Annotated in this window: 15 protein-coding genes; 1 reads left to right on the top strand and 14 read right to left on the bottom strand. The window is 27.9% G+C overall.

What is annotated here, in order from left to right:
- Positions 1–679: 679 nt before the first annotated feature.
- From ACZ91P_RS02970 to ACZ91P_RS02920, 11 genes are all read right to left on the bottom strand, one after another.
- Entirely contained in the window at positions 680–1069 is a 390-nt protein-coding gene (locus ACZ91P_RS02970) for a hypothetical protein (RefSeq protein WP_465157967.1), read from the bottom strand.
- A gap of 348 nt (positions 1070–1417) precedes the next feature.
- A complete protein-coding gene (gene thrS, locus ACZ91P_RS02965) occupies positions 1418–3334 on the bottom strand; it encodes a threonine--tRNA ligase (RefSeq protein ID WP_465157966.1) in 1917 nt (638 codons plus the stop codon).
- Positions 3335–3589: 255 nt separating this feature from the next.
- On the bottom strand, positions 3590–5026 hold the full coding sequence (pyk, locus tag ACZ91P_RS02960) for a pyruvate kinase (protein ID WP_465157965.1): 1437 nt from the start codon (positions 5024–5026) through the stop codon (positions 3590–3592).
- A 53-nt stretch (positions 5027–5079) separates the two neighbouring features.
- Positions 5080–6063 (bottom strand): 6-phosphofructokinase, encoded by a 984-nt coding sequence (pfkA, locus tag ACZ91P_RS02955; RefSeq protein ID WP_465157964.1) that lies wholly within the window; start codon positions 6061–6063, stop codon positions 5080–5082.
- Between the two features lie 193 nt (positions 6064–6256).
- Complete coding sequence (locus tag ACZ91P_RS02950) at positions 6257–6505, bottom strand: spiralin repeat-containing protein (RefSeq protein ID WP_465157963.1); 249 nt, start codon at positions 6503–6505, stop codon at positions 6257–6259.
- Between the two features lie 26 nt (positions 6506–6531).
- Entirely contained in the window at positions 6532–6942 is a 411-nt protein-coding gene (locus ACZ91P_RS02945; protein WP_465157962.1) for a spiralin lipoprotein, read from the bottom strand.
- Between the two features lie 301 nt (positions 6943–7243).
- Entirely contained in the window at positions 7244–7789 is a 546-nt protein-coding gene (locus ACZ91P_RS02940; protein WP_465157961.1) for a hypothetical protein, read from the bottom strand.
- Positions 7790–7820: 31 nt separating this feature from the next.
- Positions 7821–8711 carry a translation elongation factor Ts gene (tsf, locus tag ACZ91P_RS02935; RefSeq protein ID WP_465157959.1) on the bottom strand — a complete coding sequence of 297 codons (891 nt, stop codon included), beginning with the start codon at positions 8709–8711 and terminating at the stop codon, positions 7821–7823.
- A 69-nt stretch (positions 8712–8780) separates the two neighbouring features.
- Entirely contained in the window at positions 8781–9878 is a 1098-nt protein-coding gene (gene rpsB / locus ACZ91P_RS02930; RefSeq protein WP_465157958.1) for a 30S ribosomal protein S2, read from the bottom strand.
- A 331-nt stretch (positions 9879–10209) separates the two neighbouring features.
- Positions 10210–10857, bottom strand: a complete 648-nt coding sequence (locus ACZ91P_RS02925; protein WP_465157957.1) for a hypothetical protein — start codon at positions 10855–10857, stop codon at positions 10210–10212.
- A gap of 355 nt (positions 10858–11212) precedes the next feature.
- A complete protein-coding gene (locus ACZ91P_RS02920) occupies positions 11213–11554 on the bottom strand; it encodes a holo-ACP synthase (protein WP_465157955.1) in 342 nt (113 codons plus the stop codon).
- Between the two features lie 98 nt (positions 11555–11652).
- On the opposite strand from ACZ91P_RS02920, the gene rnhC reads away from it, so the two are divergent.
- Complete coding sequence (gene rnhC / locus ACZ91P_RS02915; RefSeq protein ID WP_465157954.1) at positions 11653–12552, top strand: ribonuclease HIII; 900 nt, start codon at positions 11653–11655, stop codon at positions 12550–12552.
- Positions 12553–12635: 83 nt separating this feature from the next.
- On the opposite strand, the gene ACZ91P_RS02910 is transcribed toward rnhC, so the two are convergent.
- From ACZ91P_RS02910 to ACZ91P_RS02900, 3 genes are all read right to left on the bottom strand, one after another.
- Positions 12636–12917: a hypothetical protein gene (locus tag ACZ91P_RS02910; RefSeq protein ID WP_465157953.1), complete on the bottom strand. Its 282-nt coding sequence runs from the start codon at positions 12915–12917 to the stop codon at positions 12636–12638.
- 50 nt (positions 12918–12967) lie between these two features.
- Positions 12968–13156 carry a hypothetical protein gene (locus ACZ91P_RS02905; RefSeq protein ID WP_465157952.1) on the bottom strand — a complete coding sequence of 63 codons (189 nt, stop codon included), beginning with the start codon at positions 13154–13156 and terminating at the stop codon, positions 12968–12970.
- Between the two features lie 215 nt (positions 13157–13371).
- Positions 13372–13680, bottom strand: coding sequence for a hypothetical protein (locus tag ACZ91P_RS02900; RefSeq protein ID WP_465157950.1), 309 nt, complete (start codon positions 13678–13680; stop codon positions 13372–13374).
- Between the last annotated feature and the right edge of the window lie 109 nt (positions 13681–13789).

Below are 13789 nucleotides of genomic sequence, written 5' to 3'. Positions count from 1 at the left end.
AAAATAACCTTTTGGAGTTCCAACCCTCTTGTTTTTTAGTGTCCGATATTGTTTTTTTCGGTTTAACAACACTCTTTTTATGAAAACAAATCAAAAAACACATTCTCTGACATTTCGCAAGTGATTAATCTTGCCGAGAATTAAAGAAATAAATAGGAGTAGTAAATGCAATCGCTTTCACACTTTCTTTAAGGCTTCGTGCCATAGATGAGTTATCCATCTTTAAGCATCAAAAAATATTAAGTTTTAAAGATTGAATTTTGGATTAATCGTTAGATAGTATCTTTTTTTTATCTCATTATCTTTTTTAATTCTTTGTTTATTAAATATATTTTTTAGTAATTATATTTAACAATTAACTAACAACTAAATAAAGCAATTATTCAAAATTTTTTAAGAAAAGAAAGGATGGATTTTTCTGAAAAAACATATTTTGTTAAGTGTAAAAGATACTATCTAACGATTAATCCAATAAATATAAGTATTTTTTACAAAATAAAAAGCACTTTATTTTTTTCAATAAAGTGCTACATTTGCATTTACAATTTACATTAATAAAGAAAAATATAATTAAAATATATTATTTGTTATTTAAAACAAATAATATATAAATGATTATTATTAAAAATCATTTTTAAACAAAAATTTTCAATATAGATATTTTTTTAATACATTTGATTTAAAATATTAATTTCAAAAAAACTGGTGAAGATGACATAATTTGACTAATACTTGCGATACAACGTATAATCATTTTTCCCTGAGGTTTTAATTTACAAAGAACCTTAATTTTGTTTGTTAAAGCAAAATTTAAATTTAAACAAAGATTAAAAACTTCTGTTGCGACAGTCGGATTAACAATTTTAAGTTTAAATGAATCTCATTCTTTTTCTAATTGTCTTTGATGATAATTAACCCGTAATTTATAAACTTGGATTTCATTTTGATATAAAATAATATCTGTCATTTCTGATTGTTTAATATAATTTGAACCTAAATAAGAAAAAAATAATTGTAAATAATCAATTTCAAAAAGATTAACTGCCATTTCTTCACCAATTTTCCTCATATTATTCTAACCTTATCATAAATACAATAAACTAGCAAATATCTTGTGTTAAAAATAAAGTTAAAATTATGTTATCAAATAGAGGGTAATTGTTTTTCTTAAAATTAATTAATACAACAAAATACTTATTTTTGATTAATTGTAAATTTATAACAATTAAAGTAGTAATCCTTTTTAGTTAAACGACCTAACATCATAATCCTAGTTTTGTTTTATAATATTTATTACGAAAATTAAACATAAATATTAGCAAATATTTATCCATTAAAAAATTTTTTCCACTTTTAGTTTATCATAATTTTAGGGGTTAAAAAAAGGAAATATAATTTTCCTGAAAAAAATATTTTTTTAAACTTTATTAACAATTTGTTCATTAATTAAAATAATAAACTTATCAAAAGTAGTAGTAATTTGGTCTTCTTGTCCATAAATTCGATAAGTAATCATTTTTTTATCTCGTTCTTGGTCACCAATCACAATTTGATATGGAATTTTAGCAACTTGTGCTTCTCGAATTTTATAACTTAAACGCTCATCACGATCATCAATCATTGTACGTAATTTTAACTTTTTAAATTGCTGATGTAATTCATTAACATATTCCAAATAATGCTCATTATTAACTGGGATTATGACAATTTGTTTTGGAACTAATCAAAATGGTAAAACCCCTTTTGTTTGTTCTAATAAAATTGCGATAAAACGTTCATAAGTTCCAATTAAACCACGATGTAACATTACTGGTCTTGCTTTTGCTCCTGTTGCATGAATATAACTTAAATTAAATTTTTTTGGTAATAAAAAATCAAATTGTAGAGTTGAAACAGTAATTTCATGGTTTAATGCTGTTTTAATTTGAATGTCTAACTTTGGCCCATAAAACGCTGCTTCACCAATCATTGGTACATATGGAATTTTTAAATCATCTAATGCTTCTTGTAGCATTTGTTCAGCATGATTTCACATTTGATCATCATCATAATATTTTTCCTTATTTGCTGGATCACGTAATGATAATGAATAATAATCAACATTAATTTTTAAATCTGTTAAAACTTCATTAATTAATTTAAAACAACGTTTAAATTCTTCTTTTAACTGGTCATGACGTAAAAAGATGTGTGAATCAGTTAATTGCATCATTCGTACTCGCTCGAGTCCTGTTAAGCTTCCCGATGTCTCATAACGATGTAAAATGGCATGCTCAGCAATCCGTAATGGTAATTCACGATAACTACGTTGTTTATAATTATAGACAGCAATATGGTGCGGACATGCCATTGGCCGTAAAACACTAATTTCATTATCTTGTGCCATTGGTGCAAACATATTTTCTTGATAATGATCCCAATGACCAGAAATTTTATACATTTCACTAGTTCCAATAACTGGTGTATCAACCTCAATAAAATCATATTCTCATTCTTTTTCTCGGATATATTCTTGTAGTACTTTTTTTAATGCCATTCCATTTGGTAACCAAATTGGTAAACCAGGTCCAACTAATTTATCAAAAGTAAAGATTTCTAAATCCTTTCCAATTTTACGATGATCGCGTTCTTTTCGCTCTTCATATGCTAATAATATTTGTTCAAATAATTCACGCGAAAAATGTGAACTTCCAGTTAATCGTTGCAACATTTTATTTTTAGCATCATCTTGTCAATAGGCTCCTGCTAGACTTCAAAGTTTTAATACTTTAATATGTTTTAAAGTTGTAACTGGATAAGTATTAGGTAAATATAATTCATTACCAATTAAGTATCCGGCTTGTTCTGCCCCTGTTTCTAGACAAAAAGTTAATAAATAAGGATTATTCCTATATCATTTTTTTGCATCGGTCAGGGTCCCTAAAACAGGTGTAATAGCAAGATTATTATTAATTAATTTTGTTACTTCCTGTTCTAAAGCACTAAGATCGGTTTCTTTTAAATGTGGTTCAACATCAAAGTCAATTAAAAAGGTATCATCTTTTACCACAATTTTAGCAATTTTAGCGGTTGGATGTAAATTAGTAATTGCTTTTGCTGCTATTAATGCTGTTGTATTATGCAAAATTGATAAGGCTAGTGGTGATTTATCAGTAATAATTTCTAATGGCCCATCAATTGTTACTAAATATTCTAAACTATGAATTTGACCAGCAAAAACCCCACCAAAGGCAGCTTTCCCTAGACTTGATGAAATACTACTGGCAATAGCATGAATTGTTTGTGGACTTTTAAATTCACGAACTTGCCCATCTGGTAATGTAATTTTAATCATTTGTAATCTTCCTTTCCTAAAAATAAAACTCGCTCCCAATATTATTAAAACAATAATACTAGGAGCGAGGTCTTCGCGGTACCATCCTAATTAAATTAGGATTTAACCTAATTTATCTTTCACACTTAATAACGAAAAGTGCTTAAACGTAAACTAACCGTTGTTACTAGTAATCTAATCGTTCTTTTATTAAGCTTCCATCATCCTTAACTTGCTGAGAAAAGAGGAAGATTAGACCATGCGTAACTAATTTAATTATTTAATTTTAATTTCTTTAATTTCTTCGTTGCGCGCAAATAAAATTGTTGAACCAATTTTTGCTCCTCATTTTTTTGCAACTTCATAAATTGCTTTTTCATCTGTTTTAAATGCTTCATAATTATCAACTTTATTCATAAAAATTGAATGCCATGATCCAAAGGCAGTATACAATTCTGGCAGTGGACTAACTCCTAAAATTACTACATTCGGACGGAATTTTGAAATTGTTTTTAATAATTCTCCGGTGTTTGAAACAACAACAGCATATTCATATTTTCCATCTTTACATTTATTTGCTAATTTTTTAGCAATATCAGCGCGTGGTCCTGTTGTTGAATTCATAGCATCTTCTAATTGCTTTTCATAATATAATTTTGAATAAAATTCATGCTCTGCTCGTTTATTAATCATTGCCATCGTATGAACAGTAATAAATGGATAGTCACCATTTGCTGATTCACCTGATAACATTGTTGCATCAGATCCTAATTCTGTTGCAAAATAAACATCAGTAACTTCTGCTCGTGTTGGCGATGGATTTTCTGTCATTGTTTCTAACATTTGTGTTGCAACAATAATAATTTTTCCTGCTTCACGACATTTACGAATAATAATTTTTTCTCAATATGGAACATCATAATAAGGAATTTCTAAACCTAAATCTCCCCGCGCAACCATAATTCCATCCGATGCGGCAATAATTTCATCAATATTATTAATTCCAATTTGTGATTCAATTTTAGCAATAATTTGAACATGTTCAGCTTTACACTCTTTTAATAATTTTTGAATTTCTTTGATATTACCAGCTGTGTTAACAAATGATGCTGCAATATAATCAATTCCTTGTTCAACTCCAAATTTAATATCATTAATATCTTTTTCAGCTAAAAATGGTAATGTAAAGTCGACCCCCGGTAAATTAATTCGTTTATTTGTTTTAACAATATGATGATTGAAAGCTTTTGTTTCAATAATTCCTGGCTTAACACCAGTAACATTTAACTGTAATTTCCCATCATCAACTAATACTACGTCACCAACTTTTAAGTCTTGTGACATATCATATGAAACAGTAATTTCCGTTCCAGTTCCTTCACGGCTTTGATATTCCTTTGGAAATGAATAAATCGTAACTGTTGCATCAGCAACAATTTCTTGTTTCCCATCTTTCATTATTCCAACACGAATTTCTGGACCTTTCGTATCTAATAATACTGAAATTGGTTTACCAATTTTAGCACTAACTTCTCGTGCTCACACAATTCGTGCTCCTTGTTCAGCATGATCTCCATGTGAAAAGTTTAAGCGAATTGTGGTCATTCCTGCTTTAAACAGTTCTTCAAGGGCACCTGCTGAATGCGTACTTGGCCCAATTGTTGTAATAATTTTTGTTCTTTTCATTTTCTCGTTAATATTAAAGTTATCCATTCTCTTAACAATCTCCTTCTAAAAATATTTTACCACTTTATTTTATCGTAAAATTATGATTTTTGATAAATATTCTGATTTAATTCATCAAATTTAGCTCAAATTTCTTTCCGTGATGGTCGTGGAATACTTAATGCTTCCATAATTGGACGAGCAATAATTTGATCGCCGTGATTGCCAATTGCTAAACCATCTGCTCCCGCAATAATTTGTTCAACAGCAAATTGTGCCATTTGAAAAGCACGATAACGCTCCATTGCCGTTGGATTACCACCTCGTTGGGTATGTCCTAAAACTGTCGCACGGGTAATATAACCACTTTTACTTTCAACTAATTTTGCTAATTTATGCACATCGGGATAAATCATTTCACTAACAACAACAATAACACTTCGTTTTTGTGCTTGATGTAATGTTGCAACCCGCTCAGCAATTTCTGTCTCAGATAAAGCAGCTTCGTTAATTGAAATAATATCTGCTCCACCAGCAATCCCAGCATATAAAGCAATATCACCACAAGCATGACCCATTACTTCCACAATTGAACATCGATTATGTGATTGCATTGTATCACGCAAGCGGTCAATTGCTTCAACAACAATATTAATGGCAGTATCAAAACCAATCGTATAATCTGATGAAGTGATATCATTATCAATTGTTCCTGGTAAAGCAATACAATTAATTCCCATCTCTGTTAACCGTTGCGCTCCTTGATAACTGCCATCACCACCAATAACTACTAATGCTGCAATTCCTTGTTTTCTTAAATTAGCAACAGCTTTTTCTCGTACCTTTGGGTCTTTAAATTCCGGTAAGCGTGCACTACCAATCACAGTCCCCCCTAAACGCATAATACTATCCGCAAAATTATTATCAACAACTTCCATTCAATTATTAATTAATCCTAAATAACCATCACGAATAATATATGTTTCTAATCCTTTAGCATGTGCTGTTTTAATAACCCCTGCAATTGCCGCATTCATTCCTTGTGAATCACCACCAGATGTTAAAATTCCAATTTTTTTAAGCATGCTTTTTCTCCTTCTCTTTTGTTTTTTTCATCTTGTTTATATTAATTTTAGTTGATATTCTACGATTGTAAAGATTTTTTTAACTAAAAAGCATAAAAAAACACTTTGTAAGTGTTTTTTTTATTTTGTTACAAATAAGAAAAAGTAATTCTTATTAAGCTTTTGTAGCTGTTACTTTTGCATTGAATTTAAATTAACCAGTAATTTTTCCTGAACTATCCTTTGCTTTAACTTTTACTTCAACAGGTTTCTCTGCTGAATAGTATCCGGTTGCACCACTATTTGTAATTTCAAATTCACTTGCTTCTCCACCTGGTACTTTCGCTTTTTTATCATCTAAAACAGCTTTTGCAAGAGCTGTATCTTTATTAACTGTTTCTAATTCAGTTTTTGTAACGTTTTGTGGATCGTTTGCTTTAATTCCTACAGTTTGATCAGGCACTGTTACATCTGAAATATCTGCTTTTGTTACTTCACCATTTTTGATAAAGTTACTTTAATATATTCTGATTTACCAATAACAACGGTTTTATCTTTTGCTGGAGTAATTTGAACATATACATCAACTACTTTACCTTCTTCTAAATTAACAGTTTCTAACGCTTTACCGTTGTTGTCTGCATAAACTTCATATACAAAGTCAGTTGCTTGTGCTGTTTTTACAACGCCTTGTACTGCTTTTAAAACATTAGGATCTAATGCTTTTTTAATTTCATCTTTTATAACTTTTGTTACATCTTTTGCCGCTACAGCTGCAGGTGCTGCAATTGTTTTAACTCTTGATAAGTTGTTACTTTCAGTTTTGTTACATGCGATTACTGATGTTGTCCCTACAGCTGATACACCAAAAACTGCTAAAATCGATAAAAGTCTCTTCATTTCTTATATTTCCTTTCTCTATTAAGTAGTGTTTTTATAAAAGCAAATGTAATTAAAATTACATTGAATATATAAGAGAAAAATAACATTAATAATAATTATTAATTGCTTCTAACCCTACTTTATACAATTTATATTTTTCTTTTTTTCCCTTATAGAAGCAATTATACAATAAATATTTCTTAAAAAAAAGATTTTTCAAATAAATTGTTTAATCTTTTTCTGTATTTTTAGCTTCTTTTGATTCAGAAACCGGTTCTTTGCTTACTTGTTGTTCACTAACTTTTAATTCTGGTTTGGTCTATTCTGGAACAAATGGCATAATTTCTTGATTTAATAAATTAACATTATTAATCATAAATTGTCCTGCTTGACTTGCTAATGAAAAACAACATTTCTTTTTACTACGGGTTCCTTCGGTATGATAAATTACTAATTGATTTGTTTTATCATTGCGTTCAACACGAGTAATTTTTCGAATTAAAATTCGCTCCCCTAAAAAAGCAATTTCCTTTTCATCAATTCCAACAGCAATTAGTTGTAAAAATAAGAAAATATAAACTCCTACCCCAACTGTCAAGCCAAAAGCTGACACAATCATAATAATTAATGGTGCAGTTGTTGAGAAATCAATAACAAATTGGAATAAAAATCCAAGAATAACAACTGGTAAATTAATTCCTAACACTGTAAATAAAATAATTAAAATTTTTTTATTAATAAAACGTGATTTAAATTCTCGTTTTGTAAAACTAATTAAATAACCAATAATTGATAAACTAACTGCAACAAATAAAAATGCTGCCATCGAGATTGCAATTATTGTTCCTTTTTCAGTATTTTCCATTTTTAGGCTTTCCTTTCTATCACAATGATTCTTATTTGCGAACTTGTGCCATTACTTCTGAAGCAAAATCAATTTCTTCTTTTTCAATTCCTTCGCCAACTTCATAACGAATCATATCAACAACATGAACATTATTTGCTTTTATAACATCACTAATTTTTTGATCAGGATTAACAACAAAAACTTGGTCTAAAAATGATATTTCTGCTAATTGTTTATTTAAACGCCCTTCAACCATTTTTTCTAAAATATTATCTGGTTTTTCAGCATTTTTTGGATCATTTTTTGCTTCAGCCGTTAAAATTGCTTTTTCACTATTTAAAAAATCCGTTGAAATATCATCACGTGAAATAAATTGTGGACGCATTGCCGAAACATGCATTGCTAATTGTTTTCCAATTGTTTCATCAATTTTACCACTAAAAGTTAAAACAGTTGCAATGCGATTATTAGAATGTAAATAAACTCCCATTGATTGATTTGCTTTTAAATGAATTATTTTAAAACGACGTAAGGTAATCTTTTCACCAATTGTTGCAATAGCATGAACAATAACAGTTTCTAATGGTTCACCATTAACTGATATTTTTAATGCATCTTCCACAGTTTTTGGTTCATTATTAATTAAAGTTTCTCCTACAGTTGCCATTAAATCTAAAAATTGCTTATTTTTTGCAACAAAATCGGTTTCTGAATTAACTTCGAAAATAACTGTTTTATCACCTTTAGTTACTAAACCAACTAATCCTTCAGCAGCAACTCGATCAGATTTTTTGGCCGCTTTGGTAATTCCTTTTTCACGCAACCATGTAATTGCTTCTTCAATCTTTCCATCAGTAGCTTCTAATGCTTTTTTACAATCTAGCATTCCGGCTCCTGTTCTATCTCTTAATTTTTTTACTAATTGTGCAGTAACTGCCATTCTAATTCTCCTTTCAAATTTAAGGGTGCTTGTATTGAAACTAACCAATTAATACAATTTAATTTTATGTTATTTTTTTACTATTTTATTATCAACAATTGTTAAATGTTTACTTAATTCACTAACCATTTCAGCTTTTTTTGCTTTTGGTAAGGCAAATCCTTCACTAAGAATTTCTAATTCATCAACTTTTAATTTTGATAATGATTTAGAAAAAACATTATCAACTACATTAATTGTATCGAAATTAAAACTTGGTGGGGGAACTGGAACTGGTTCTTCTTTAACTGCGACAGATTCTGCTACAGCAGATGCCTCTTCTTTTCTTGAAGGTTGTACTTTTTGTGCAGAATATGTTTCTTTTGCACGTTCATTTCTTCCACCCATTCTTCGATTATCATATTGCCCACCACGTGAATTACGATTGTCATCACCATCACGGCGCGTAAATTCATTTGGTTTAAATTGAGGTTCTGGCATTTTAATTCCCATTGCATCACCATATAAATCAGCAATATGATGAGTAATAATTGCAATTGAGCGTGAAGTATCATCATTTGCTGGAATAATATAGTCAATTGGGTCAGGGTCAATATTTGTATCACAAATAGCAATCACTGGAATTCGTAATTTGCGTGCTTCCCGAACGGCAATATGTTCCTCTTTTGGATCAACCACAAATAATGCTTGTGGTAATTCTTTCATTCCTTTAATTCCACCTAAGAATTTTTCTAATTTGTCTTTTTCTTTTTTAATTAACATTTGTTCTTTTTTTGGTAATAATTTTAATTCTCCATTTTTTTCTTGGCGTTCAATATTTCATAATCTTTTAACACGTAAATGAATTGTTTTTAAGTTTGTTAATGTTCCACCTAATCAACGTTGATTAACATAAAAACATTCGCAACGTTCCGCTGCATCCTTAACAATCCACTTGGCTTGTTTTTTTGTTCCAACAAATAAGATTTTTCCCTTACGTGCAGCAATACTTGCCATTAATTTTTTAACATCTTCTAATCTTCATAATGTTTGTTGTAGATCAATAATGTGAATCTTATTCTTTTCACCATAAATGTATGGTTTCATTTTTGGATTTCATCGTTTTGTTTGATGCCCAAATTGAGCACCAGCTTCTCATAACATTTCTCTTGTTAATTCTTTTGCCATATTTCTATTTAATTCTCCTTTTCGTTAAAACATCCATTTATTTCTAACATTTACCACTATCTTATTAAAACAAATAGCACTGGGCAAATGAATCCATAAATGTGTATTGTATATCATTAATTTTATTGAATACAAGCAATAAGATTATAACATATTTTGTTTTAAACAAATAAATAAAAATGTTATTTTTCAAAGATAAATAACATTTTTGGCTGTTCATTTGAATTCTGTTCATTTTTCTATGTATTGTGTTTTAATTAAAAATTGTTTGTTTTTCAAGGTTTCATAATTTTTAATAAATTAAAAATAAGTAAATCAAAAACAAATATTTTTAATTTAACATTTTTAATGTCCAATGGTTTGGATTAATTTCTTCCTTTGAAAAATTAATTAATGGTAAATTTGGATTAAGTTGTTGCAATGTTAAAATTTTAATTAAATCTAAATTTTCAATTTTATGAATTTCATCTCTTGAGCGAGTTAACATTTGCTGCAAATATAATATCAAAATAAATAAGGCAAATAAATCGACAATTAATGTTGTAATAGAATAAATTTGTTGGAACAATTGACGCAATTTAATATTTTCTTCTAATATCATTGGAATTGATAATTTTGAAGTATTATTAATAATATTGAAAAGAATCAAAATAATAGCAAAACGAATAACATTGTTTTTTTCATCTTGACGGGTTAAAAGACCACATAATTGTAAACTAGCAATAAAAATCGTTATTACTAAAATAGTTAAAATAATAAATAATTCTTTATCATAACGAAGATTTACATCATTAAAATTATTAAGAATAACTGGTCCAATAATAACAAATGGTGAAGCATAAACAATATATAACAAAAGTGAAACTAAACGCCGACTATTGAAAATCATAGCTAGGGTAATCGTTAATTGTACATATGAATATCCTGTTAATAATATTCGATAATAACTTAGATCAATTGAATAATCTGGTACTAACACTAAATTTCAAATTAATTTACTAAAGAAAAAGGTACTAATTCCTCCAATAATTGAAATACAATTTAGTAAACTACGCGAAGCACTAATTTTTTTACTTTTATAATGTAAAAAAGTTCATTATGAAAGAATTGTAAATAAAAAAGGAAGCAAAAATAAACATTCATAAAAAGAACTTAAAGACACTATCACTGACATATCTATTTTCAAGAATTCATTGACGAATAAAAGGGTTGCTACAAAAGTCTTTAAATAAAATATCATCAAATGAATAATTCATTAATGTTTTCTCCCCCTTTTTGTAAATTTCTCCACTATCATTATACTCTACTTTTGCAGAAAAAAAGAAAAACAATTATTAAAAAATTGAAAAAATGGCAAAGCCAACGCTATACTCTCGTTCATGACTAATTGAAACATGAACAAGTTCATTTTGTTTTAATGAAAGTCCTTCAACATGAAGGTTATTATCATCTTTTAAACAAATTGTTACTTGGTTTAAAATTAACTTACTTTCTAATGCTTTAACTAAAGCTTCTTTTGCCGCTCATCGTCCTGCTAAAAATTGTCGTTGAGCATTTTTATCAAAAAAAGTTGCATATTGTTTTCTTTCAACTGGGCTTAATACTTTTTGAATGAATTCTGTCGATAATTTAATTCGTTTATTTTGAATAATATCAATACCAACATTTTTAATCATAATTTTTTTCTCCGTTTTGATAACTTATTAATATTTTAACAAAAAAGGTTGAAAAACGATATAATAATTGTATAAAAGAAAATAATGAGGGCCATCATATGAATAATATCAGTTTTAAGAAAGTTGATTCCACAATTATTAAAGCAATTATTACTACTTATCAAAATTATGCAATTCATAATACAGATTCCAATAAAACTAATGTTTTTAATAAAAATGGGATTATTATTACAATTTATAAAACAAATAGTGTTTTGTTTCAAGGCTATCAAGCTGAAAAAGAAGCAAAACGTTTTTTTCCAACCTTAATGAGTCCTTTACCAAATAAAAATGTTTCTATTCCAATGACATATTTTCAAAAAGATGTGATTGGTAACGATGAAGTTGGTGTTGGCGATATTTTTGGCCCGCTAGTTGTTACCGCTTCTTATCTTCCGCTTGCAACTTTTAATGAATTAGCAAAGTTACCAATTAAGGATAGTAAAAAGATGACAAAACAGCAGATTTTAAGTTTAGCCCCAATAATTAAAAAAATGGTCAAAAGTGTTACTATTATTATTAATAATGAACTTTATAACAAATGATATGCTAAATATCAAAACGCCCATATTATTAAAACCTTAGCGCATAATCAAGCTTTAGTCCAATTATTAGCAAAACATCAGTTGAATAATAAAACAATTTTTATTGACCAATTTGTTAACCAAACAAAATATTTTGAATATTTACAAAAAACTAAAACAAGTACAATTATCAAAGATAACCTTGTTTTTATTACTAAAGGAGAAGAAAAATCATTAGTCATTGCTTGTAGCGCGATTTTAAGTCGTGCCGCCTTTCTAATTAAAATTAATGAACTTGAAACAAAATATCATTTATCGTTTTCCTTAGGGGCTAGTGAAGATGTTAAAGCGCTAGCACGTAAATATAAAGAACTGCTACCAGCAACTACTTACACTCAATTTTTAAAAGAACATTTTAATTTAACAAAAAAATAATCCTTTTAGAAGGATTATTTTTCATCTTCATCAAAAGCAATTATTTCATTAAGAATTATTTTTGCTTTATATTTTAATGGTTGCTAATGTGTTGCTAAATAAGCATCCAAATCTGCTTTCGAATATTTATGATTATTTAAACATAATTTTGCAATTACAATATCAAACACAGGACCAAAAATTCAAATTCAATTAAAACATACTAAAGCAATTGAACAAAAGCCAACCACAATTCGAGCTCAATAAAGATTTTTTAATCCTAAGATGGCAAAAACTAAGGTAATAATACTAAAAATGCTAATAATAATACTAAAAGCTAAGACAAGTTCTTTTTGATAAGGATAATTTAAGATTTTTGACCACATATCACGATAAACATAATATAAAACGGAAAAAATAATATTAAAAATAGCAACTACATCGCTAGAATCATAGCAATTTTACCTTTTTGATCTAATTGGCGATGTTGTTTAATATTTATCATAATTTTAATTTGATCAACTTTGGTAATATTATTTTCTTTAATTTGCTTACGAAAATAAAATAAGTTATTAATTAAAATATAAAAATATTGAAATGAAGTACATAAGATAAAAATTAACATTGAACCAACAGCAGCTTCAATTCCGGTTGGTGATCACTATGACGAATATAACCACGAATTAAAATACAAATTAAATATAGGGTTGGATATAAACAAATTAATCAATAATTAGTTTTATGATGGGTTTCAAATTTGTAAAATGTATCATCAGCGGTAACAATATAACTTAAAATCATTGCAATAGGAATAATGGTATGCAAAATAAATGTCGAAATTTATTTATAAACACTCATATTTGTTACTATATCACCTTGCACTACTAATCCTAATCAAAATACTAGCATTGTCATTGTAATATAAACTGTTACCATTAACCGAATAATAAAATCTGGTTTTGTATTTTTAAATTTTTTTTGAAATAAACAAAAAACAAAATAAACAAAAACTAGATAATTTGTTTGCGTTGTAAAATATGAATAATAATGGCTTAAGTGCTCTCCATAACTTGGTAACTGCCCATAAATTCCACTTTTTGTTTTTAACGCTAAAATAAAATCACAAACTAAAAAAGCAAAAATTAACATAATACCAATAATACGATAAATTAATAATTTCCCATCTGTAAAAAATGCTTCATCTTAAAAACCTTTCTTTCTCCAATATTTTATAAAAATAAGTTAATAAAGGATTTTG

The sequence above is a fragment of the Spiroplasma endosymbiont of Halictus nicosiae genome (assembly GCF_978018445.1).
Note: the sequence above shows the minus strand (reverse complement) of the source record. Positions and strands in the feature narration are given on the sequence as shown.